Annotated in this window: 24 protein-coding genes; 15 read left to right on the forward strand and 9 right to left on the reverse strand. The window is 63.7% G+C overall.

What is annotated here, in order from left to right; genetic code table 11:
- Positions 1-291: 291 nt before the first annotated feature.
- Positions 292-693, forward strand: coding sequence for a DUF1761 domain-containing protein (locus GY769_06255; protein ID MCP4201522.1), 402 nt, complete (start codon positions 292-294; stop codon positions 691-693).
- Positions 694-714: 21 nt separating this feature from the next.
- Here the strand turns inward: GY769_06255 and GY769_06260 are convergent, their stop codons facing one another.
- Positions 715-1,728 (reverse strand): nitronate monooxygenase, encoded by a 1,014-nt coding sequence (locus GY769_06260; protein ID MCP4201523.1) that lies wholly within the window; start codon positions 1,726-1,728, stop codon positions 715-717.
- Positions 1,721-2,215: a DUF4442 domain-containing protein gene (locus GY769_06265; GenBank protein MCP4201524.1), complete on the reverse strand. Its 495-nt coding sequence runs from the start codon at positions 2,213-2,215 to the stop codon at positions 1,721-1,723. Before GY769_06265 ends, GY769_06260 begins: the two co-directional genes overlap by 8 nt.
- Before the next feature lie 226 nt (positions 2,216-2,441).
- Here GY769_06265 and GY769_06270 point away from each other — a divergent pair, with 226 nt between their 5' ends.
- On the forward strand, positions 2,442-3,971 hold the full coding sequence (locus GY769_06270; GenBank protein MCP4201525.1) for a DUF1800 domain-containing protein: 1,530 nt from the start codon (positions 2,442-2,444) through the stop codon (positions 3,969-3,971).
- 16 nt (positions 3,972-3,987) lie between these two features.
- Positions 3,988-5,280, forward strand: a complete 1,293-nt coding sequence (locus GY769_06275; GenBank protein ID MCP4201526.1) for a DUF1501 domain-containing protein — start codon at positions 3,988-3,990, stop codon at positions 5,278-5,280.
- A 67-nt stretch (positions 5,281-5,347) separates the two neighbouring features.
- Here GY769_06275 and GY769_06280 read toward each other — a convergent pair whose 3' ends face one another.
- Complete coding sequence (locus tag GY769_06280; protein ID MCP4201527.1) at positions 5,348-5,761, reverse strand: VOC family protein; 414 nt, start codon at positions 5,759-5,761, stop codon at positions 5,348-5,350.
- 112 nt (positions 5,762-5,873) lie between these two features.
- Between GY769_06280 and GY769_06285 the strand changes: the two genes are divergently transcribed.
- Positions 5,874-6,596: a hypothetical protein gene (locus GY769_06285; GenBank protein ID MCP4201528.1), complete on the forward strand. Its 723-nt coding sequence runs from the start codon at positions 5,874-5,876 to the stop codon at positions 6,594-6,596.
- 66 nt (positions 6,597-6,662) lie between these two features.
- Here GY769_06285 and GY769_06290 read toward each other — a convergent pair whose 3' ends face one another.
- Positions 6,663-9,968, reverse strand: coding sequence for a glycosyl hydrolase (locus GY769_06290; protein MCP4201529.1), 3,306 nt, complete (start codon positions 9,966-9,968; stop codon positions 6,663-6,665).
- A gap of 75 nt (positions 9,969-10,043) precedes the next feature.
- Here GY769_06290 and GY769_06295 point away from each other — a divergent pair, with 75 nt between their 5' ends.
- Entirely contained in the window at positions 10,044-10,586 is a 543-nt protein-coding gene (locus tag GY769_06295; protein MCP4201530.1) for a hypothetical protein, read from the forward strand.
- 5 nt (positions 10,587-10,591) lie between these two features.
- Here the strand turns inward: GY769_06295 and GY769_06300 are convergent, their stop codons facing one another.
- Entirely contained in the window at positions 10,592-11,503 is a 912-nt protein-coding gene (locus GY769_06300; GenBank protein MCP4201531.1) for a haloalkane dehalogenase, read from the reverse strand.
- 115 nt (positions 11,504-11,618) lie between these two features.
- Between GY769_06300 and GY769_06305 the strand changes: the two genes are divergently transcribed.
- The 4 genes from GY769_06305 to GY769_06320 all read left to right on the forward strand — a co-directional run bounded on the left by GY769_06305 (position 11,619) and on the right by GY769_06320 (position 13,556).
- Positions 11,619-12,218, forward strand: coding sequence for a hypothetical protein (locus tag GY769_06305; GenBank protein MCP4201532.1), 600 nt, complete (start codon positions 11,619-11,621; stop codon positions 12,216-12,218).
- Positions 12,219-12,251: 33 nt separating this feature from the next.
- The gene (locus GY769_06310; protein MCP4201533.1) at positions 12,252-12,443 is read left to right on the forward strand and encodes a helix-turn-helix transcriptional regulator; all 192 of its coding nucleotides are present in this window, start codon (positions 12,252-12,254) and stop codon (positions 12,441-12,443) included.
- Positions 12,444-12,491: 48 nt separating this feature from the next.
- The gene (locus tag GY769_06315) at positions 12,492-13,049 is read left to right on the forward strand and encodes a hypothetical protein (protein MCP4201534.1); all 558 of its coding nucleotides are present in this window, start codon (positions 12,492-12,494) and stop codon (positions 13,047-13,049) included.
- A 108-nt stretch (positions 13,050-13,157) separates the two neighbouring features.
- Positions 13,158-13,556, forward strand: coding sequence for an osmotically inducible protein OsmC (locus GY769_06320; protein ID MCP4201535.1), 399 nt, complete (start codon positions 13,158-13,160; stop codon positions 13,554-13,556).
- A 299-nt stretch (positions 13,557-13,855) separates the two neighbouring features.
- Here GY769_06320 and GY769_06325 read toward each other — a convergent pair whose 3' ends face one another.
- From GY769_06325 to GY769_06335, 3 genes are all read right to left on the reverse strand, one after another.
- Complete coding sequence (locus tag GY769_06325) at positions 13,856-15,577, reverse strand: hypothetical protein (GenBank protein ID MCP4201536.1); 1,722 nt, start codon at positions 15,575-15,577, stop codon at positions 13,856-13,858.
- 177 nt (positions 15,578-15,754) lie between these two features.
- Entirely contained in the window at positions 15,755-16,645 is an 891-nt protein-coding gene (locus GY769_06330) for an MBL fold metallo-hydrolase (GenBank protein ID MCP4201537.1), read from the reverse strand.
- Between the two features lie 12 nt (positions 16,646-16,657).
- Positions 16,658-18,346 carry a hypothetical protein gene (locus GY769_06335; GenBank protein MCP4201538.1) on the reverse strand — a complete coding sequence of 563 codons (1,689 nt, stop codon included), beginning with the start codon at positions 18,344-18,346 and terminating at the stop codon, positions 16,658-16,660.
- Positions 18,347-18,517: 171 nt separating this feature from the next.
- Here GY769_06335 and GY769_06340 point away from each other — a divergent pair, with 171 nt between their 5' ends.
- From GY769_06340 to GY769_06365, 6 genes are read left to right on the forward strand one after another with little or no spacing between them, the layout of a single operon-like run.
- Positions 18,518-19,618 (forward strand): hypothetical protein, encoded by a 1,101-nt coding sequence (locus tag GY769_06340; GenBank protein ID MCP4201539.1) that lies wholly within the window; start codon positions 18,518-18,520, stop codon positions 19,616-19,618.
- 39 nt (positions 19,619-19,657) lie between these two features.
- Complete coding sequence (locus GY769_06345; GenBank protein ID MCP4201540.1) at positions 19,658-20,035, forward strand: PilZ domain-containing protein; 378 nt, start codon at positions 19,658-19,660, stop codon at positions 20,033-20,035.
- Positions 20,036-20,065: 30 nt separating this feature from the next.
- Positions 20,066-20,350 (forward strand): hypothetical protein, encoded by a 285-nt coding sequence (locus tag GY769_06350; protein MCP4201541.1) that lies wholly within the window; start codon positions 20,066-20,068, stop codon positions 20,348-20,350.
- A gap of 10 nt (positions 20,351-20,360) precedes the next feature.
- The gene (locus GY769_06355; protein ID MCP4201542.1) at positions 20,361-21,566 is read left to right on the forward strand and encodes an MFS transporter; all 1,206 of its coding nucleotides are present in this window, start codon (positions 20,361-20,363) and stop codon (positions 21,564-21,566) included.
- A 41-nt stretch (positions 21,567-21,607) separates the two neighbouring features.
- Complete coding sequence (locus GY769_06360) at positions 21,608-22,201, forward strand: TIGR00730 family Rossman fold protein (GenBank protein MCP4201543.1); 594 nt, start codon at positions 21,608-21,610, stop codon at positions 22,199-22,201.
- A gap of 58 nt (positions 22,202-22,259) precedes the next feature.
- The gene (locus GY769_06365) at positions 22,260-22,934 is read left to right on the forward strand and encodes an SRPBCC domain-containing protein (GenBank protein MCP4201544.1); all 675 of its coding nucleotides are present in this window, start codon (positions 22,260-22,262) and stop codon (positions 22,932-22,934) included.
- Here the strand turns inward: GY769_06365 and GY769_06370 are convergent.
- Positions 22,885-23,146 (reverse strand): hypothetical protein (locus GY769_06370; protein ID MCP4201545.1); only part of this gene is annotated, 262 nt, incomplete at its 5' end. The two genes, GY769_06365 and GY769_06370, sit on opposite strands and share 50 nt — an antisense overlap.

Below are 23,146 nucleotides of genomic sequence, written 5' to 3' on the forward strand. Positions count from 1 at the left end.
GACCCCAGGACTGAGCCGGCCTCGGATGACACCGGAGCTTGCGGCCAGAGCACGAAATCGCCAATGTGAACTCGGCCCTCTCTCGCCCACTGCCAACCGAGATAGACCAACCCGATAAACAGAAAGACGAGCGCCCGTCGCGGACCTCTGCTGCCACGCCATGCCATCACGCGGAGTCTACCGGCTGGACCTGCAAGCCGAACGGCCCTCGTGTGACGATTTGGGTTACAATGCCCGCGATCCCGGCCCAGGAAAACAATCGATCCCCAAGGGAGGGGGAAAGGAGACGGCATGAATTGGACCAAGGCTCTATTGGCAGGCCTCGTTGGGGGCGTGCTCGCGACCCTGGCCGACTACGTCACGCACGGCATGATTCTGCGCAATACCTACATGAAGTACCCGGAGGTCTTCAGCCAGACGCAGGCTAGTCCCGTGTACTTTTTCGCGACGGCCATTCTCATCGCTTGCTTCGCGGCGGTGCTCTTCGCGAAGACGCGCAAATGCTGGGCCGACGGCTGGAAGGGCGGCGCGACCTTCGGCTTCTACCTCGGTCTGGTCTTCTTCTTCTCGAACTTCTACTCGGCCCTGGTGATCGAGGGCTTTCCCTACTTCTTGAGCTGGTGCCATGGCGGCAGCTCGCTGATCGCCGTCACGATCATGGGGCTGGGCCTCGGCCTGGTTTACAGGAGCTAGAGCCGGACAAGGAACGATCGGTCAGGCTGTCCGGGCTTCCCGGGCCGCCTCGGCAAAGCGTCGAACCACGTCTCCGGCGGGCTCGATGCCGGTCACACCAGCTACGCTCTTTCCTGCCTGCCAGTAGTCCTTGGTTCCCTGCTCGTCCAGTGACGCGCGTTTGAGCTGCCACAGAGACTTCAGGGCATAGATCGTTCTCATCCAGTGCTTGCGCCTGCGGCCGCGCAGCATCCAGCGGGCGAAAGCACCGGCCTCGAGCCCCATGCGCTCGATGTACGGGGTCCTGATCACCGAAACCGGCACACCCGTGATCCGGTCACTCAGCACGATGTCGTCCTCGTCTGCGTCCACGATCGCTTGTTTGTAGGGCTGTGCCGAAGCACACTCGGTCGTCGCAATGAAGCGAGTTCCCATCTGCACGCCCGCGTAGCCGATGTCCAGCGCTTCAACGAATCGATCGTCGCTGCCGATGCCGCCAGCACAAATGACCGGCACGCCGAAACCCGCCAGCTCGTCATAGAGCTCCCGAACGCTCTTGGCGCCCGCATGGCCGCCGGCTCGCTTATTGACGGCGATCAGACCATCGACGCCACCTTCCAGCCCTTTCTCGGCCCACTTCCTCTCGGTCACGTCGTGGTAGACGACGCCGCTGGCGGCATGAACCAGGTCGCAAACCCATTTCGGATTGCCAAGCGAAGTGATGAAGAACCGGACCCCCTCCTCGACGGCGGTCTCGACCCAGTGAATCATCTTGTCCATGTAGCGCTTGGACGATTTCTCGATCAGAGCGTTCATTCCGATCGGTTTGCCGTCTGCGAGCTCCCGCATCAGGCGGATGCCGTCCCGGTACTTGTGCCCGTGAACGTAGGTCAAAGAAATCGGCTGAAAGACGCCCAGGCCTCCTGCGCTCGACACCGCCGCCACCAGCTCGGGATTCGAGCACGGATACATCGGTCCGCAGATCAAGGGCACGTCGACGGCGACGTCTCGAGTGAACTCGGTTTCGAGGTGATTGGCCACGGCCGGTTCAACCATGGCCGTTCTCTCGTGGACTCAACAGCCAGGTCGCGCGCACCCGAGCAACCTCGTCGCCACTCTGGTCTCGAATCACCGCCTCGACGCGCTGCTCGACCGGCTCGGTGACCTCGGCAACCTCGCTGTGGCATTCGGCCACCAAAGTGCCCCTTGCCTTCTTCTTGTAGCCCGTGGCCAATTCGGTGACGATGCCGCGCACGTTCGGCGGCAGCGCCGTCAGGGTCGCCAGGCCACTGGTGACTTCGCCCAGATTGGCGAGCGCCACCGCGTGGACCGAGTTGAGGTGGTTGCGTACCCTGTTTCGATCCCGCAGGCGCGCCCGCACGTAGCCCGGTCTCAACTCCTCGATTCGCGCGCCGATCGTTCCGGTGTAGGGAGCACTCCTGCCGACCAGGTAGCTGAACAGAGCCTTGCCGCCCGGCAAGCCCTCGAGCCGTTTCCATTGAGCAAGAAGCCGTCCGCCCGGCGAAGCGTTGTCTTGTGCCATGTCCCGAATGCTACACGCACCACCTGCTGGGAACCTCCGCCGCCTGCCGAGCGTCCTTGAAACGGGGCTCGTAAGGCCCGAGACACTTGAGATTCCGGACTACTGTGGAGTCTTCGGCACACGCCGTTTGGCCTTTGCGATATCGTGAGGCGCTAAATCCCATGCCACTAGGTCGGCCTACTCGAGCCCGTTGCGGCCGACTCGGGGTAACCGAAAGGAGGCTGCGATGGCCCGTGCGAGACATTACTCCCCCGGATTCTTCGGAGCGGAGCGTATGGCCTTGCCACGTCGGGGGCTGCGCGCCTTGCCGGGGCGGACTCTGATCCCGAGCTGGCTGGTCAAGGAGCAGAGAAAAACCGTCGCCAAAGCCCGACGAACCGTCATGAAGACGGCCAAGCCGGCCTCGAGCAAGGTCACTCCCGAGCAGCGACTCGTCCAGCGAGTCACGGCCGGCATGACTCTTGTCGAAATGGCCCAGGTCGCCGAACTCGGCTACAAGGACTTCCTGGATCGGCAGCTTCATCCGGAGACCATCGACGACGGCGGCTTCGAGGACGCCCTCAACGAAGCCCTGCCCACCCTGGCCAAGACTCCCTATCAACTCGCCCGCGATGGAGAAGAGTTCAGGGCGGTCATCGAGCTGATCGTCGCCAAGCTGTTGAGGGCCGCCTACAGCCCCCGCCAGCTCTACGAGCGAATGGTGGCGTTCTGGTCCGATCACTTCTCCATCGACATTCTGGCCAACCACGGCTATCTCCTCAAATCCACCGATGATCGGGAGGTCGTGCGGCCCCACGCGCTGGGCAAGTTCCGCACCTTGCTTTCGGCCAGCGCTCACAGCCCGGCGATGCTCGAGTACCTGACCAACGATTCCAACGTCCGCGGCCATCCCAACGAGAACTATGCCCGCGAGCTCATGGAGCTGCACACCGTCGGAGTCGACGGCGGCTACAGCCAGAAGGATGTGCGGGAGGTCGCCCGCTGCTTCACCGGCTGGACGCTTCAGAACGTGTATGACGAAACCCCGAACATGGGCACGTTTGTTTTCGAGAGGTTCAACCACGATCAGCGGTCCAAGCGGGTGATGGGATCAAAGCTCAGGTCGGGGCGAGGTGAAGAGGACGGCCTGGACGTCATCGCGCTACTCGCCGGCCATCCCAAGACCGCGGAGTTCATCAGCCTCAAGCTCTTGCGATTCTTCCAGGGCTACGACCCTGACAAGCGCTCGATCAAGCGCGCCGCCAGCAAATTCAGAAACAGCGGCGGCAACATCCGTTCGACGATGAAGACAGTGCTTTCCAAGAAGAACATGAAGCGGGCGAAACCCAAGCTCAAAAGACCGCAACACCTCGTGGTTTCGGCGATCAGAGCGGCCTCGGCGGACATCAACGAGCTCGGGTACGTGATCGAGAAACTCGAGCTCTCCGGCCACCTCCCCTTCGCCTGGTCTTCCCCCGACGGCTACCCGGACGACGAGACCTACTGGTCCGGCTTCATCCTGCCGCGTTGGAACTTCGCCGCCTCGATGCCGGACTCGCGCGAGTCGGGAATTCGAGTGGATCCCGACCTGCTCGACGATTCCCTGTCACCAAAGCGCTTCGCGAAGCGCATCGACCAGAGGATGTTCAATGGAACCATGACCGAAGAAACCAAGATCGGCATCGAAGAGTTTCTCGGAGCCGGAACGATGAACCCGAAGCGAATGCGGGAGGCAATCGGTATCGCGATCGCGTCTCCCGAGTTTCAGAGCTACTAGAGCGAGGAGAAGCGCCATGAGCGAACACAAGTGCAAGGGGTGCGCCGAATACCGTGACCTGTCGCGCCGGCAGTTCGTCGGACTCTCCGCCGGCCTGGTGGCCGCCACGGTCGCCCCGTCCTGGCTGCCTCGGGTCGCCTATGCGCAGGCCGACGATTCCGCCCGGGATGTCATGGTCTCGATCTTCCTGAGAGGCGGCGTCGACTCGTTGTCCATGTGCGTGCCGTTCACCGAACCGGCCTACTACGACCTGCGACCCACCATCGCGGTTGCTCCTCCGGACAGCGGCTCGGGCGTGCCCGCCCTCGACCTCGACGGAAGGTTCGGCTTTCCGCCCACGATGGCCGCTCTGATGGACGCCTTCACGGACGGCGAGCTTCTGGTGGTCCACGCCTGTGGGCTTCCGGAATCGAATCGATCTCACTTCGACGCCATGCACTTCATGGAGGTCGGCGATGCCGATCCGCCACCGTCCGTTTTCACCGGCTGGCTCGGCCGCCACCTGGCAGCGACGGCGCCCACTCTGCGCGACGGTGTCCTGCGAGCCGTGGGTATCGGATTCGGCCTGCAGCGGACTCTGGTCGGCGCCCCCAAGGCCCTGCCCATCTCCGACCTCGCCGACTTCGGCTTCGAGGGATCGGGGGCGACGCGCAGAGAACGCAAGGTGGTACTCGAAGAAATCTACAAATACGCCACGGAGCCGCTCAAGACCTCCGCATCGGACACCTTTCGCACCGTAGACACACTCAAGAAGATCGGCTTCACGAAATACAAGCCCAAGGGTGGAGCCAGGTACCCTGATTCGGAATTCGGCTATGCCATGAGATCGGTGGCCGCACTGATCAAGGGCGACGTCGGAGTCGAAGCGGTTGCGCTGGACCTCGATGGCTGGGACACCCACGACTTCCAAGGCAATCTCGACGGCTCGATGATGTACCTCCTGCAAGACCTCGCCGACTCGCTGGCGGCCTTCTACAGGGACATGAAGGCTTCCAACGCCCGTAATGTCGTAACCGTGGCCATGTCCGAGTTCGGACGCAACGTTTTCGAGAACGGCAGTCAGGGGACCGACCACGGTCACGGCGGGCTGATGTTGGCGATGGGCTCGAGCATCAACGGCGGACAGGTGCTGACCAATTGGCCCGGGCTCGGTGCCAATGACCTGTTCGAAGACCAGGACCTTCAGATCACCATCGACTATCGCGACATCCTGACCGAGATCTTGACCCGCAGAATGGGCAACTCGGACTTCCGGAAGGTTTTCCAGGACTCCGGATACACGCCCAAAACCCACGGCGCCGTGGTCTAGCCCCTCGGGGACACCTTTCCGAAGGTGTCCCCTCCCGACTGGTTTTGCCCGCGTCCCCTGCCGACTCCTAACCCCCTTCGAGCTGCTTGGCGATCGAGATTTTGTAGCCATCCGGGTCCTCGATGGCAAAGTCTCGATACCCCCAGGGCTGGTCCGTCGGCTCGGATAGGAGCGTTCCTCCGCGAGCCTTGATGTCGGCAGCCAGTTCGTCAACGTTCTGCCTGGTTTCGCAGTACATCCGAAACCCGACTCCCTTGTCGCGGTCCCTGCCCTTGGCGAAGTCATCCTGACCGAGCATGAAGTCGATAGCTCCCGCCCGCACGCTGGCGCCGACTACTCTGCCGTCCTGCCGGAACTCCTCCTTGACCACAAAGCCCATCACGTCCCGGTACCAGGCGATGCTCTTCTCCAGGTCGTTGACGGTCAGACCCGGCAATGCGGAGCTCAAACGCAGGGTCTCCGGCTTCTTGCGTTCCTTCATCTCTATCCTCCTAGCCCGAGTTTCCAGGTGCCCGGACGATAGCACTCGTTGACAGGCGGCAGGAGCCGCCCATAGGCTCGGCCCGTTCCAGAAACTACCGGACGGAGGTCAGATGTCCCGCTACGCGAGTATTCTCCTGCTTCTCTCGATCGCTGCGATCGGTTGTACGCCACGATCCACGCACAGGGCAGTCCAGGCTCAGCTGGAAACCTGCAACGAAGACCTGGAACGCACGCGCGCCGATGCCGTCGCATGGCGAGATCGCCTCGACACCTGGGAGCATCAGGACGGGCTTCGCCTGCAGGAGCAGGAGGCGGCTACCGCAATGAGCCTCGACACCATCCAGCTCAAGTTCAACGAGATCCGGTCTGCGGTTCCGCAGGTCATCGAATCCGAGGTCGGCGGTCAGATCGACGAAGTCGAACGTCTCTTGATCGCCGGCTTTCGGGACCTTTCGAAAGGCAATCAATCGCTGCAGCAGCAGCTCGAGGACACTCGCCTACTGCTGAGCGAAGCGCGGACCGAGCTGCAAACGGGCAATCAGCTGGCTCGCAGCGCCCAGAGCGAAAGACGCGAGATCCGTGGCCAGATCTCGGGCCTGACCTCGGAGACCGCGGCACTGATCAACCGCATCCACGAGTTCGACCGCACTCGACTCCAGTGCAAGAGCTGCCCCGAATACCTCGATTTGAGGAAACGCAAGATCGCCGATATCGCCGAGTTCCACAACGCGATCGTGGACCATCTTTCGAAACTGCAGAGCAGCATGGTCGGCCCCACGGTTGCCGGCGACGAGACCGGCTCCACCGGCTCTGAGGAGGAGGTCGGCCCCTAGCAGTCCGTGGTAGAAGTGGAGATGGTCGCGCGATAGGGTCTTACGGTACGCGGCCGAAGGCCGTCTTCACTCCGGCAGCCGGCGACCCGGAGTCCAGGGCGCCCCGGCCTCCTCGAGGGCGGCCTCGATCCTGGGGAGGTCGTCCTCGAGCAGCTTCTTCAGCCGGGCTCCAACCTCGGCAAACTCGGCCATGGCCGTCTCGAGAAGCTCGCGCTGGGTGCCGGTCGGTCCGTAGCGTGAGTTGGCGACTCCGGAAGCGGCCAGATCGGCGCGGCCTCGAACCGAGAGCTTCGACGGCTCTCGATATCGGCTGCGCACCCGGTCGCCAAGGAGGCGCAGTCGCACGTCGGCCAGGCCGCGTTCGAAGGCCCGGATCTGTTGGAGAATCGTCAGCTCGGCGGCGGGTGTCTCAACCAGAGCTTTTTCCAGGTACTTGACCCTGCGCTCGGCTTTCTCGAGCTCTTCCGCGGCGCCGTCCACGCGACGATTCAGATCGCTGGCGTCACGGGCGAAGGCCAAACTCGCGGCCGGGTCCTGCCCGGGCAGGGATCGGTTCTCGAGCTCTTTGAGCTCGAAATCCCGGGGCTCCACCAAGCGCCGAAGCTCGGCGCCGCTCAGAAGTCCCAACTCGACCGAGTACCTGCCGGGAACCGCCAGAGGGCCCATGGGCGGACTCGCCCATGGCGCCAGTTCTCGCGGAGCTTCAATGTCGATCGGATCCACGGGTGGGTAGTGAAGATCCCAGGCTACTCGATGCAGGCCGGATTTGGCCGGGCCTGTCAGTCGCCGCACCACCGTCCCATGGCGATCCCGCACGGTCATGACGATTGCCGCATCGTGCTCGAGTCCCTCGGCACGGAGGACTTCCCAACCGGGGAAGGCAGCATCGCTCCCCTGCTCACGGAGCTCCTTCTCCTGCTCGGCGCGTAGTTCCTTCGCCGTTTTGACATCGTCTCGAAGGTAGTAGGTGAACACCGCTCCGTACGGGGGATTCTCCGCAAGGTAGTGGCCGGTGCCCTGGTAGGCGATACCGCGCGTAGCCATGGTGTTCGCCGGCACGTACCACCAGGTGTCTCTCACCGGAAACAGAATCGCTTCTTCTGCCAGGGTGTCCTCGTCAACGGTGCGCAGCGCCGAGTAGTCGTCGAGAATGTAGAAGCCCCGCCCGAAAGTCCCGCCGATCAGGTCGCTTTCCCGGCGCTGAATCTCGAGATCTCGAAAGGCTATCGTCGGAACACCGCCCGCGAGCCGGGTCCACGTCACACCGCCATCGACGGTGACGAAGATCCCGAACTCCGTGCCGACGAAGAGCAGGTCGGGGTTCACGTGGTCCTCGACGATCGACCAGAGGATGTGGCGATCCGGCAGATCGCCCGCCACCGAGCGCCAGGTCCGCCCGCGATCGAAGCTCTTGACCAGGTAGGGCTTGAAATCTCCCACTTTGTGATTGCCGAAAACCGCGTAGACGGTTTCGGGGTCGTTGACCGACGCCTTGATCTCCTGCACGAAAGCGAGGCCTGGAATGCCGGCCGGACGCTCGACCTTGCGCCACGTGCCACCGCTGTCTTCGCTGACGTGGATGAGCCCGTCGTCGCTCCCGGCGTAGAGTAGCCCCTCGACCAGGGGCGACTCCGACACCGCGGTCAGGGTCGCGTACCAGGACATGGCCGTGTTGTCGTAGAGCTCGCTCAGACCGCGCACGCGATCTCCGATCTTCATCTCGTAGCGGTTCCGTCCTCTGGTGAGGTCCCCGCTCACGGGTCGCCAGGAGTCGCCGCGATCGTCGCTTCGCCAGAGCCTCTGGGAGCCAAAGTACAGGCGTGACGACGAGTGCGGACTGACGATGACCGGAGCATCCCAGTTCCAGCGCTCGGGCTCGTCCTCGAGACCGGGCTGAGGTTGGATAGAGACCCGCTCACCGCTCCCTTTGTCCCAGCGCACCAGGCTCCCACGCTGCCACTCTGCGTAGAGAGTGTTCGGATCGTCCGGGTCGGCGGCACAGGCGTAACCGTCGGCGCCAAGGGGCACGACCCAATCGCGGTTACGGATTCCGTGGAGGCTCAGAGTCCTCGACGGACCGAGCTGGGTACCGTTGTCCTGGGCACCGCCGATCACGTTGTAGACCGGAGTCTCGTTGTCGACGCAAATCTTGTAGAACTGGGTCACCGGCAAGTTGGCCAGGTACTTCCAGGTGCCACCGTGGTCAAAGGTCTCGTAGAGTCCGCCGTCCGAACCGGCCAACAGATAGTCCGGATCCTTCGGATCGAACGCCAGAGCGTGGTTGTCGCTGTGTTTGTTGCGCTCGCCGATCTGGGCGAAGGACTCGCCGCCGTCGTCACTCACGTGCATCCACACGTCCATCTGATAGACACGGTCTCGCTCGTGAGGCGAGGCGTAGATCTCCTGGTAGTAGTGCGGCCCGGTACCGTTCGAAAGATAACTGCTGCGCTTCTCCCAGGTTTCACCCCGGTTGGTCGAGCGGTAGAAGCCGCGCTCCTCCTCCGAGGCCTCGATCGTGGCGTAGGTATAGTCCGGGTCCACAGGCGAGACCGCCAGACCGATCTTGCCCAGGTCGCCGGATGGCAGGCCGCCAGTGAGCTTCCGCCAGGTCAAGCCGGCATCTTCGGACTTCCAGATCCCGGACCCTGGGCCGCCCGCGAGAAGCGACCATATATGACGGCGGCGCTCGTAGGTCGCCGCGTAGACGACATCCGGATCACGCGGGTCGTATTCGATGTCGGTCGCACCGGTGTTTTCGTCCACTTCGAGCACGGCCTTCCAGGTCACGCCGCCGTCCGCCGAGCGATAGACGCCTCGCTCCCCGCCGGCGGCCCATAGTGGGCCCTCGGCGGCCACCAGGATCACGCGCGAATCTCGAGGATCGACCAGTATCTTGCCGATATGTTCGGAAGCTCCGAGCCCGACATTCTTCCAGGAATTGCCTCCGTCCACCGACTTGTAGACACCGTCACCGTAGCCGACATGCCGACCTGAGACGTTTTCGCCGGTGCCGACCCAAATCGTCTCTGAATCGTTCGGGTCCACGGTCACACAGCCGATCGAATAGGAGGTTTGGCCATCGAAAAGCGGGATCCACGTGGTGCCCGCGTTCTCGGTCTTCCACACCCCTCCCGAGCCCACGGCCACGTACCAGGTACTCTGGTCCGCCGGATGAATGGCGATATCGGCGATCCGACCCGACATCAGCGCTGGCCCGATTCCTCGCAGCCGCAGACCCTTCAGGAACGTCTCGTTGAGCCTGCTTGCCGGCTCCGCGGGCTTCTCCGGGGCTCCTTTCTTCGCCGCCTCGGCACCTGCCACCGCCGTGACGCCCGCCACGAGCCACACCGCCAACGAACTTCTTCGAACCATCTGGAGCCCCCTTCGTAGAGAATAGGCAATCATTGTAGCGCTCGCCCCCAACTCGACCCGCAAGGAGCACAAGCCATGAAATCAATCGTTGTCGTACTTTGCCTACTGTTTCTAGGCGGTTCCGCCGCCAGTGCCCAGACCTCTCCCGCCTGCTCCGACGAGCGCTCGAGGGACTTTGATTTCTGGATCGGCGAGTGGGATGTCACCGCGAACGGCAAGATCGCCGGCACCAATTCCATTCGGCCGATCCTGGACGGTTGTGTCCTGCAGGAGACCTGGAGCGGAGCGGGCGGCAGCGCCGGGTCAAGCTTCAACTTCTACAACCCGCAGACCAAGAGCTGGCAACAGTTCTGGGTCTGGCGCAACGGAACGACGCTCGATCTCGCAGGTAGCTACGCCGACGGCAAGATGGTCCTGGAAGGCGAATCCAAAGACAGGGAAGGCAAAGCGGTGCTCAATCGCATTACCTGGCACGACAACCCGGACGGCACCGTGCGGCAACACTGGCAGATCTCCAAGGACGGCGGTGCTACCTGGCAGGACGCCTTCGACGGACTCTATGCGAAACGGAAGCCTGCAGAATCGGAACCGGGTCTCTCGAACGGCAGAGGCGGCTGAAATCGCTAGCTTCGTCTGGCCACCGCACGCGGATACCAGTCGGCGATGCCGCGGCCGATCGTGTGCGGGTATTCCTCCGGCGTGAAGTGCCTGCCTTGGCCCAGATCCACGGTCTCCAGATTCGGTAGGCGCCGCCGGAGCGATGACACCAGGGCAGGCGGGATGATGAAGGCCGGCTCGACGTGGAAGAGCAGCTTCGGAACCTCGCTGCCCTGTAGCCACTCGAAATAACCGGCGACGGCCTCATGGACGTTTGGGGGCTCGCCGTCCAGGGGAATCTGCGTTGGCCAGGCTCGGACCGCCTCCCGATCCGTCGGATCCAGGTAGGGCTCACGGTAACGATTCATCTCCTCCTCGGTCAGGTTGCGGGCGGTGCCCTGAGGAAGCAGCATCTCGATGAACATGTTCTTGTCGACCGCCATCTTCCTGCCCTTCTTCGGATGGCGCAGCCGCTTGAAGATGAGCCGAAGCGGCAGGGGCATCTGCTTCCACCTGCCCGGGCGGACAATCGCCTCCATGAAGGCGATCGCCTTGACCCGGTCCGGGTGCCGCCGCGCCCAATGAAGTCCGAGCGCCGAGCCCCAATCGTGTAGCACCAGGGTCAACCGGTCGAGTCCCAGCTTCTCGATCAACTCGTCCAGGTAGCGAGCCTGTTCGAAGAACGTGTACTCGATCTCGGGTTTGTCGGACCTCCCCATACCGATCAAATCCGGAGCCACGCACCGTCCCAGCGGCGCGCAGTGAGGAATCACGTTGCGCCAGAGATCCGACCAGGTCGGGTTCCCGTGGAGGAAGAGAAACGGATCTCCGTCACCGCCGCCCATGCCGACATCGACGCAGTGCATCTTGGAGCCCCGGACCTCGACGAAGTGTGGCTCGAAAGGGAACTCGGCCGAGATGTCCTGATCGAAGGGCATGGCTGCCCAGCACTATATCGGTTGAGCCGATGATATCAGGTCTACTTGTCTTTTTGTCCAGTTTGCATTATCTTTAGTCCACTCTACTTGTTTTTTAATCAAGAGGACTTGACATATGAAGACATCGACTCTTTCACCCTCCAACCTCTGGCAAAGCTGCGGCGAGCCATCCGCCGCTTGGTTTCTGGTCTGGATGCCATTGGTGCTGCTGGCGCTTGAAAACGGCGCGACGCTGGCGTCGGCAATGGCGCGGCTGATCGCGGTCCTGCTGGTTGCCGGCGTGATCTGGGCTCGAGGTCTCGGTCCCGGTGGCAGGCTAGCCGAACGCCTGTTTGTCGCGTTCTGGGCCGGCAGTTGGGCCGCGGCGCTGGGCGCTCTGGTCACGGCAAGCAGCTGGACCTCCACAGCTCGCGGCTCGGCGGGGTTGCTCGCTACCCTGCTCGTCGGCGCGGGCTGGCTGGGCTGGGCCTACCACCAACGCCAGGAGCTCCAATCGGCGCGCCCGAACCCCAGCCCTCCCTTCGAAGACCTGCAGCAGACGAGGGCCACAGCGACCTCGATTGTCATGGCCTGGCTGCTCACAGTATTCGTTTTCGCGCTTCTGTTTTCGGCGAAGAACGCGCATTGGGGAGACGGTCTCGTTCTCACCGTGAGTCTGAGCTTCTTTACGGTTTTCCAGCAAGGCAGCAACGTCAACACCGAGTCTTCGGTCTAGTCCGTCCGCCGCCTCGATGCATAGCCAAGTCCCGTGAAGAACCGTCTCAAAGTCTTGCGTGCGGAACGCGATTGGTCACAGGCCGATCTGGCCCAGCGACTCGGCGTATCGCGCCAGACCGTGAACGCGCTCGAGCGCGGAAAGTCCGCGCCCTCTCTTCCCCTGGCCTTCAAATTGGGCGGGCTGTTCTCGCTGCCCATCGAGCAGATCTTCTTCCCCGAATGACGCTCACCCTGATTCTCGAGCGATGAAGACGTGAGAGAATCGCGGTCCATGAGTAGCGGCTACCAGGTCAAAGGGAGCTCGATCAGCTCCAAGTTCGATTTCGTACGTGAACGAATGGGCGCGAGCGAGGAGACCCGGCTCCGAGAGCAGTTCACGGACCGCGAGGGGCTCTTTCCGATTCTGGATTCGGCGTGGTACCCCTTCGAGCTCTACGAGCTGGTCAACCGAACCATCGCGGACCTCTTTTTCAACGGCAACCTGAGCCGTCTCGAAGAGGTTGGCATCTTTTCCGCCGAGAGGGTGCTCAACACCGTCTACCGAAGCTTCGCCCAGGGAAAAGACTACGTCGGGTTCCTCAAACGTGCTGCGATTCTGCACCAGCGCTTCTACGACCGCGGCCACATGGAGGTCGTCCTGGGAGAGGACGGCCACTCCGCCGAGGTCGTCCTTAGCGGGGCACCCACCTACGCCGAGGCTGATCTCTATGTCGCCTCGGGCTTCTATCGGGGCGCCGGACGAGCGCTCGGGCTCGACGACGTTCGTTCGCAGTTTCGCCTCACTGCCGACGGCGCCCGTTTCCAGCTCGGCTGGAGTCAGCAACTCTAGACCGCCGAGCCGCGGAGAACAGCCTCCGCCCACCTCAGCACTCTCTGTCCCTACCCGTTCGGGTGTTCCCGGCCGGCGAACCCCGCTTCACACTTGAAGCGCATGGAGATGCGAATGAGCTTCGACGGGGGTGCCGCGGTCAACGCCGAGTTCGGCGACCACGTCGTTCGGACCGACCAGCTGCAGAAGCACGGCGGTACCGGCGCCGCGCCGCAGCCGTTCGATCTTTTCCTGGCATCCATCGGAACCTGTGCCGGCTTGTATGCCCTACGGTTCTGTCAGAAGCGCAATATCGACACTCGAGACCTGAGCGTCGGTCTCGAAGCGATCCCAGGCACGGACCGCAAGCGGGTCGAGCGAATCGTCATCAACGTCGAGCTGCCGGCCCAATTCCCTGAGAAGTACCGCGACGCGGTCGTGCGCGCGATCGACCAATGCGCTGTCAAGCGCCACATCATCGAGCCGCCCGAATTCGAGGTCGAGGTGGCGATACCGGTCGTGGCTTGAAGGAATGCTGGGGGTGGGATAGAGAATTCAGTTTCTGTTGCATCGCGCCGACCTGTCTTTTGGCCTCCGACACCGGCACGGCTCAGAAACTGAATTCTCTAACCCGACCCCGGCATTCTAAACCGAATCGCGTCGACAAAGAGGCGAAGCGCCCGCGCGGACTGACCAAAGTAGAGAGACGGCTCAATCAGCTCGAGCTCCCGAGGAGCGCTTGTCTCAATGGCTCAAGATCGAGATCCGGCTCCGACAACCGGATCGCGGTCGCCAGTGCGACATCGATCGGGCAGCTCACGCCGGACTCACTCTTTCCGATCGAACACAATCGGGTTGGTAAACCTGAGCGGCCGTCCCTCGATGTCATACAGCTCGAGGCGCAAGAAGCAGGGCCGACTCACGTCTACCGTGAGCGGCTCGTCGGCGACGATCTCTCGACGGTAGTCGGCCTGGGTGATCCCGGTCATGTAGAGCACTCTTTCTCTCTGCGGGCGGATTCGGGCCTGGACCAGATAGAGCCGATGGTTCGCCGGCTCGAACCACTCTTCGACAGCGACTCGAAGCTCTTGCGGCTCCTTGCGGACAGCCACCCGGTCTCCCATCTCGGCGTCGCCGACCCTGAAATAGAACCTGCCTACGTCGACGAAGGGATCGCCGAACACCATCCGTCCCCGCCTGATGGCCTCGATGAGCTGATCCGCCCCCGGGCCTTCGGACCAGATCCAGGTCGCGAAGTGGTTGGGCTTCATCCGCGGCCCCCACTCGCTGCCGTGCGAGTCGCTGACGCCATTCCCGTACAGGTAGAGCCCTCGTGCCGTCAGCCGATCCCAGGTGCGCAGATGATACTCCAGTCCCACACCCCCACGGCGGGTGTAGCCCACCTCCAAGAGGTCAACACCATGGGCGCCGTTATCGAGCAGGTCGAGCGCCCGGGCGCGCGACCTGCGTTCCTCCTGCTTCCGCCTGCCCAGCCCCGTAGTCGTTCCAAAGAGATGATTGAACGAGGTCACGCCGCCGAGCTGGCGCACCCGGCGGACGAATTCGGCAGGGTCGCCCCATGTGGTCTCATCACCGCTGGCCAGATCTCCCGTCAAAGCACCGGCGGGAAGGAACGCGTTGATGTGGATGTATTCGTCGTCTTCGGTAAAAAACTCGACGCCGACGTGCTGGGCATGGCCGTATTCGGCCGCGTAGGCTGACGCGAATTCGCGAATCTGTTTCAGCTGATGATCGGGCTCCGGGTCGCTGCTCGACAACTCGACGCCGTAGATCTCCAACGCGGCCTCGGCTCCCCTGCGCGAGCCCAGCCGGATCTGAACGCTAGTGATCGTGTTGTCCGTGCCATCGATAAGATGCTCGGCATCCTCTTCGAGATCAAACGACATCCGGGTCCGACCTCGAGGCACTGGAACCGTGAAGACCGCCGTCGTCTTCTTCTCTACTCTGCGGCCCTGCGCGGCCCACTCGGGAGCCAGGCGGTAGCGAAGCAAGTGCCGTCGGGGCGCACCCCGATGATGCCAGGAAAGACCGACCTCGATGTTAATGCGGGCATCCGGAGTGAGCTCGCCGGCCTGCATGTCGATCGTCAGGAGCGCCCCGCTGCTTACGGGCCGCGGCAGGAGGAAGCCCTTCAGCGGTCCCTTGGGACCCCTGATCGCGTACAAAGACTCCGTAAACTCGCGGTCCTGGGGGCGCGAGCGAGCTACCAGCAGCTTCCGACCCGAAGCCTCGCGGTCCCGCGCTTCGATCCACTCGACCTCCCCGGCCGGTGCCTTGATCAGACCCACCGAGATCCCTGCCACCGCCTCGAGCCCGGCCTGGCGAAGCTCTTGGCGGGTCGGGGGCCTCGGTGACCGCTCGGGTCCGTAAGAAATCTCGAGTGGTGAGCTCAAGTCGAACATGTCGGAATGATCGGTCCACCACAGAACGCTCAAGTCATGCGCCGCCGCGAAATGCGAGTGCCATTGCATCGAGCCCGCCCGCCGGTCGCCATTGTGGTGCGAATGGCCGTGAATGTGCATTTGCACACTGTGCGATTCAAGCCCGGTTGGAAACAGTCCGCCCGCAAGCTCGGGCTTCTCGCCCCCCCCACAGCCGATCAGGGACAACGCAATCACCCACGGCAGACGTCTCGAGAGGCGCACGCCGGACAGCGGACGAGAATCGGATCGGTAGCGCAGTGGGGAGAACCTCGCGCTTCCGGCCTAGCCGTCCAGATGGCGCAGATGGCGCAATACACCGTCAACGCTCATGTCGCGCGGATTGGCGATCGCGTAGACCCCCATCGTTTCGTCGTCGGCACCGCTAGCCCGGCCTCGGTCGGCGACCCAATCGGTGTAGCGAGCCAGCATCGCCTCGCGATCCAGCCCGCGCGCCGCGAGGTTCCGAATGGTCTCAACGGTCTCGATGAGCAGCTCTTCGAACCGATCGAGCTCCTGCGCCACATCCTCGGAGGGTCCGAAGTGCGTTCGGTACAGGGCCCGCAGGTCCTGACGACGGAGCTTTCCGAGCGTCGACTTCCAGGCATCGAGCTCGAACTCGGGCGGCGGCGCCGGCAGATCGATCCAGTCGGAGCCGGAAATGCGAATCCCGGCGGCATCACCGGTAAACGCGATGTCTTCGAGACGATAGACATGGTGGTGCCGGGCATGGCCGGGAGTCTCGAGAACCGAGAAGCGCAGGCCCTCGATCTCCAGCACATCGCCGTCCTCGACTACGGTCACGCGCTCGGCCGGCGCCGCCATTACCTCGCCCCAGAGCGAGTCCATCAACTCTCCGTAGATCCGGGTGGCGCTGGCCAGGAGCTTCGATGGGTCGATCAAGTGAGGCGCGCCCCGGCGGTGGACGTAGACCTGAGAGCCGCGCTGGGCCCACCAACCCGCCGCGCCGGCGTGATCGAGATGAATATGAGTGACCAGAACGTGACGGATATCTCCAATCGCAACGCCGTGCTCGGCAAGACCGCGTTCGAGCGCCGGCAAGGTACTGGCCGGTCCGGTCTCAACCAGAACCGGAGCGCCATCTCCGAGAACCAGGAACGCGGCGACGGTGTGCGGCGTGTTCTGGTACTCGAGATCCAAAGTCTCTATCCGCATCGATTCTTCCTATCAGATTTCGTCTTCGGCGAGCTCGAGAATACCTCGGCGAAGCGCCGCGTGGCGGTCGAAGCGCGCGACGAACTCCGACTCTCGAGCTCCACCCTTGGCCTTGATGATCTCGACCAGGGCGGCCTTGGAGCGCTTCGACCAGCGCCCGACTCGGGGCAGTATCATCGTGAGTGGCGCCCAGCGGTCCCAAGCCAGACGCTGGCCGGGAGTGAACCCGGATCGCGATCGCACTCCCAGGAGCTCCCCCGCTTCCCGGGCGCATGTCCGGATCCCGAGCTCACGGTCGGCGCCGAAGCGATCCGCGAGATAGCGACTGATGCGCAGCCCAACGTTCTCGCGGGCAATCAAGCCGACGATGTCGTCACGCGCCTTTCCGAGATGCAGATACACCTCCACGGCCGCCATCTTCCTCAGAGTCTGGATGCTCGAGCGATGGCGTGGGTTCTTCCTCATCTTCCTGAGCTCGCCGGCAACGATCCGCGAGACCTCCGGATCCCGGGGACGAAAGCCGAGCTTGTAGTAGAACCACCAGGCGCCGGATTCGAGGGCCTCCGGGTTGTCGTGGCCGAGCTGATAGGTCTCGATCCCGAAGCTGTCGACGGCGAACATGTACCTGACCATCGCCAGGCCGCGGCCGTAGACGTAGGCCGCTTCCGAGCCGCGGTAGGTCTCGAAGATGTTATAGGCCACCAGTGCCGAGCTGTACAGCGCGCTGGACAGGAAGTAGCCCATCGGAACGCCATTCTTGAGGATCAGGAAACCGTACACGGCATCAAGCATCTGGCGCCGTTCGGGTATCGCACCGTAGCAAACGAATTGCAGTCCGCGTCCGCAATCCATCAGGTGGACATCGCGCCGGTCGGCATGAATGAAGACATCGAGATCGCGCGAGCGCGAGATCATCGCTTCGCGGGCAAGGGCAATGAGCTCCTCGGCCTCGCGAGGTCGAATCGAACGGACCGCTCGGGGCGGGCGTCGCAGTGCTCCCGGGAACGAGTCCCTCGAGGTCTCCAGCGGAGCCCCCTGATAGACGACGGGCGAAGAACTGTATCGCGCCCTGCTGCGGTTGGGAGTCGTCGGCCCCGGCTCCAAGCGGAGCGGAAGATCCAGTTCTTCGAAAACCTGCTCGCGCCAGAATGAGCTCGCGCCAAGACCGGCGAAACAACGCACGATGAAGGTGGCGTCGGTCTCGTCGGGCCCCTTCAGCCGGTCCACCCAATCGCGCGCGTCGAACCAGACCTCCTCGAGTGCCAGACTCTCGCTGTACGACATCAGCACGACCAACCTCGCGGCCAGAAGCTCCCGGTTCTCGAACCAATCCCACTCGACGCGGAAAAGGGTCGGCCAGCGCTCGGCCAACCACAGGGCCGTGAACCAGAAAAAGCTGTAGGAGATGGTCGTACCCGCGATGCCGCTGCTGTCGAGCTCCCGACGGTGGCGCTTGAGATCGCGACGGAGCTCGAAGGTGTCGAGCATTCTCTCGACGATGCCCAGAATCTCGGCGTCGTCCGGATAGGCGCGGAGAAAGCAGAGCAACTCGTGCAGACGGACGACCTGCGAGGAGTTGGCGAGCACGGACCGCTCCAAATCCCTCAACGACACGAGTTTGGCGTCTCGCGAGCGGCCGCCATAGGAGAGCTTCAGAGCCTCCAGGCGGCGCAGGGTGCGAGCCGGATTTCCCTTCCCCATCTGTCTATCGTAGCCGCTTTGACCAGCCTCGAGACCAGGACGCCCAGGTGTCCTCCGATCGCGACGGCGGGAAGACCCGGTGCCTCCGGCACCTCATCGGAAGCCCCGTACCAGCGGCGGCACGAGTAGGCCCGGGACTTGCACTGACAGAATCAAGCAAAGGAGAACGCCATGAAGCCCCTTCGACCCTTTCACCTGACGCTTCGTACCGCCCTGGTTGCCGTCCTTGGTGCGGCCGTCCTCTTCTCTGTCGGCTGCCCACGCGCGGAGGAGGCGTCGTCCGCCGAGCAGGCGGCTCTGGCCGCCGCGGTAGAAGCAGAGAGTCAAGCACTCCAGGAACGCCTTGAAGAAGCGGCGGCAGCTCAGGCGGCGGCCAACGAGGCGGCGGAGAAGGTCCTCGCCGAGCGTGAGGCGCTGCTCGAGATTCGCGAGGAGCAACTTCGCATGGAAGAAGCGCTCCGGCTCGAAAAGGCCCGAGACGCCAGGCGCAAAACCGAGCTCGCCGAGCGCGAGCGGCTGCTGGCGGCGCGCGAAAAGCAGCTCGAAAACTACGAATCCAATCTGGCCTTCCAGGAGCGGGAGCTGCGAGATCGTGAGGCTATTCTCGAGGACGCTGCCGCTGCCACAAGCGGCGCGACGGACCCGGAAGGCCTTGACGAGGCCGACCCGTATGTTCCGGGCGCCTCCGAACCGGAAGTCGCCGACGCGATGGCGGCCGAGCCCGAGTTCGTACTGGCCTCACTCGAGCCGGGGAGACTGCTCGAGATCGAGTTCGAAGAGACGGTCTCGAGCGCGACCCATCGGGAGGGCGACTCCTTTTCCGGCAGGCTGGTACAAGATCTGACCGCGGAAGACGGCACTCTGGTGGTCCCGGCTGGCACGGAAGTCCTCGGCAGGGTGACGAGCGTGACCCCACTCAAGAAGGTCGGCGGCAGGGCATCGATCGAGGTCGAGTTCACTCACCTCGTCCTGTCGCCCACCGAGTCCATCGCAATCAGCGCGTCCTTCGTTGAGCTCGGAGTCGACAAGCGCAAGGACAAGAAGAAGATTGCCGGCGCGGCCATCGTCGGAGCCATCCTGGGCCGGGTGCTCGGTGGCGACGGCGCCGAGAGCGTCCTCGCCGGGGCTGCGGCTGGTGCGGCCGCTGGCACGGTCGCCGTGGCTCGAGCCCAGGGCAAAGATGCCGAGCTACCAGCCGGCCAGATCGTCGCCCTGCAATTGGAGGAGGTCGTGACGGTCGAGGTGCAAATGACCGGCCCGGTCGAGCGCTGAGCTGCGGGGCCGCCGCCCACGGCACGATATGATCTCCCCGTGCTGGAGCGAAGTCGCCTCAACCCGCGACTCGAGATCGAGTTGCCGGCAGAGTACCGGGTCGAGGCATCGGATAAGCCGCGCTTGGGCACGATCGCCAACCTGAGCGCGGGAGGTGCGGCGCTTCTGACCGACCGCCAGATTCCCCCGCGTGCGCTGCTGCATCAGTTTCGCTTCTCACTGCCGGGGGACAAAGGTCCGGAGGACTCGCTCGAGGCCTCGGCGGTCCTCGTCCATGCGCGGCCTTACAAGACCGACGTGGGGACCATCGGCTACTGCTCCGGCCTGCACTTTCTGGGCTTCGAGAGCCGGGCTTTCGAGCGCCTCGAGAACTTCGTGCTCGACCGTCTCGAGCTCGCCAAGAGACAAGCCCGCTGAGCCGCCCGCCGGAGCTCGGACAGGATCTCATTGCACGAGCTCCCCGAGATAAAGCCTCCGGTCCGCTACCGAGACGAAGTCGTGGCCGACCTCGGCCGGCTGGGTGTCGTGCCGCGGCCGATGACCCAACCGCGCCTGATCTATGGCTTCCTCCGGGCCCTCATGACCTTCGAGATTAGGGAACGCAAGCTCCGACGGCGCGAGCTGGAGCAGGTCTTCGGCCCGCAACCCCTTTCGGACTACAAAGCCGAAATCGAGAAGCTCCGAGACAAGTATCACCTCCTGCGATGGCTGCCCCGGCACTGGGTCGAGTAGATTCCCCGCCATGGGATCAGTGGACCCCCGATCTCGTCTCGCTCGGCTGGCTGATGTATTGGGCCTGAGGCGCTCCATGGTGGCCTTGCTGGCGATGGTGGTGCTCGTTGGGCTCGGCGAGCGTCTGGCCGAACGTTTTCTGCCCATCTACCTGCTCGCCCTGGGTGCCGCGATCCAGCTGCCCGGCGTCCTCAACGCGATGGACAACCTGCTGAGCGCGCTCTACTCCTTCCCCGGCGGGTATCTTTCGGATCGCATCGGCTACAAGCGGGCGCTGCTCGTCTTCAATCTCATAGCTCTCCTCGGCTACGCCATCGTCATCGCGTTTCCGACGTGGTGGGCTGTCTTCGTAGGTTCGGTCTTCTTTCTTTCCTGGTCGGCGATCTCGCTCCCCGCAAGCATGAGCCTGGTCGACAAGAGCCTGCCGCGCGATCGCCGCACGATGGGCGTTTCGATGCACTCGCTCATGCGCCGGGCTCCGATGGCGCTTGGACCGATCATCGGTGGCATCTTGGTCGACCGCTTCGGTACCGTTCCGGGGATTCGGCTGGCCTTCGGTTTGGCGATGCTGTTGGGACTGCTCGCGATCGTCTTTCAGCAGGTCCTGATCGACGAAGAGCCCGCGCCGCACGCCGAGGAAGCAGAGCCCAACCCGGTTCGAGTCCTGAGCCGAATGAGCAGCTCGCTTCGGTCTCTGCTCGTCGCCGACATTCTGGTGCGCTTCGCGGAACAGATCCCCTACGCCTATGTGGTCATCTGGTGCATCCGCAACGTCGGGGTCAGCGGCGTTCAGTTCGGTCTCTTGACGACGGTCGAGATGGTGAGCGCCGCGCTGATCTATCTACCGGTCGCCTACCTGGCCGATCGTTCGAGCAAGAAACCGTTCGTAGTCACGACCTTCGGTTTCTTCACGATCTTCCCGCTGCTGCTCCTGTTCTCCGATTCTTTCGCTGTCCTCGTCGTCGCATTCGTCGTGCGGGGGCTCAAGGAATTTGGCGAGCCGACTCGCAAGGCGCTGATCATGGATCTGGCGCCCACAGGCGAGAAAGCCGCCATGTTCGGTGCCTACTACCTGGCCCGGGATGTCGTCGTCTCGGCCGCCGCACTGACGTCAGGATTCCTCTGGCAGATCTCGCCGGCCACCAATCTCCTGACCGCCGCCGCCTGCGGTCTTGCCGGCACCCTGTTCTTTGCCTGGCGAGGGCAAGACTTCTAGGGCCCTGGCGTCCTCTCCCGACTCGTTAGATAATCCCGCGAATGTCGGCAGCACGGAAGCGCATCTGTGTCTTCACCGGATCGAGCCCGGGGGCCAAGCCGGAATATCGTGCCGCCGCAACGTCGTTCGGGAAGGAGTTGGTGTCGAGAGGGTACGGACTGGTCTTCGGAGGCGGCAAGGTCGGCTTGATGGGGGCGGTTGCCGATTCCGTTCTCGCAGTGGGCGGCCACGCGGTGGGTGTCATCCCGCGAGCGCTGATGGGTAAGGAGATCGCCCATGAGGGGCTCGACGAGCTCGAGGTCGTCACCTCGATGCACGAGCGCAAGCAGCGCATGGCCGAGCTCTCCGACGCTTTCGTCGCCATGCCCGGGGGCATGGGGACCCTCGAAGAGCTCTCCGAGGTCGTCACCTGGGCTCAGCTCGGCATCCATGCCAAGCCCTGCGGCATTCTGAACGTGAATGGCTACTACGACTCCTTGCTCTCCTATCTCGACCACGCCACCGACCAGCGCTTCCTGCGACGGGAGCATCGAGGGATCGTCCAGGTTGCCGAGTCTCCAGGTGCCATGTTCGATCTTCTCGAAAGCTACCGCCCCGTCCACGTGGGCAAGTGGATGGATCGGGATCAAACCTAGGGAGCCGCTCGAAGAGGCATGTGCAACTTTCCCGGGCTCAAGGCGTATTCCTGAGGATATGGCTGCGCTTCGCCCGACAATCGGATTCGCTCTCGCTGCCCTCGCAAGTTGCTCGCTGGCGGCATCCGCCGGCACCGCGGCCGCCACCGACGAGGAATCCGGAGTCCTGCGCTCGAGCGCAGGCGGTTTCGCAATCCGACACGAGGCCACCCTCGAAGCGAATCGGATGGACGTCTATCAAGCTCTCACGGAAGAGGTTTCCGAATGGTGGGACGCGGCCCACACCTTGTCGGGCAGCTCCTCGAACCTCTCGATCGAGGCCCGCGCGCAGGGCTGCTTTTGCGAGGCCCTTGCCAGCGGCGGAAGCGTGCGCCATCTGACCGTAGTGAACGCCGACCCGGGCAAGCTCCTGCGCCTATCCGGCGGGTTGGGTCCACTCCAGGCCGAAGCCGTTGCCGGCAGCATGAGCTGGACCCTGGAGGAAGTCGACGCCGGCACCCGACTCACCCTGACCTACAACGTCTCCGGCAGCGTCGACGGCGGCCTCGACGCTTGGGCCGACGCTGTGGCACGAGTACTGCGCGAGCAGCTGGACGGCTTGGCAGCCTTCGTGAGGTCGCGCGGGGAGACCCCCCTAGGACCGAGACCGGGCCCTTGGCAACCGCGGCATCGAGACTCTGCCGTCAGGCCTCACTCGGAGCCGCGCGCTCCAGGAACGCCTTCTCGCCAATAATGACCAGGATCAGGGCGAAGACGCCCGCCGGAGTCGCCAGGAACAAGGCGACGATCGCTCCGGCAAGCGCCCATGCCCAGCCGCGCAGGCGGATGGCCGAGCGACCGCCGACCAGGCAGACCAGCCCGCCGAGCAGAACCAGGCCCGAAAGGGTGCCGAACATCGCCGTGAGCAGCTCGAGCGGGACCTCCGGATCGTCCTGAATGTCGGGC

This window comes from bacterium, from assembly GCA_024224155.1.
Taxonomy (GTDB): domain Bacteria; phylum Acidobacteriota; class Thermoanaerobaculia; order Multivoradales; family JAHEKO01; genus CALZIK01.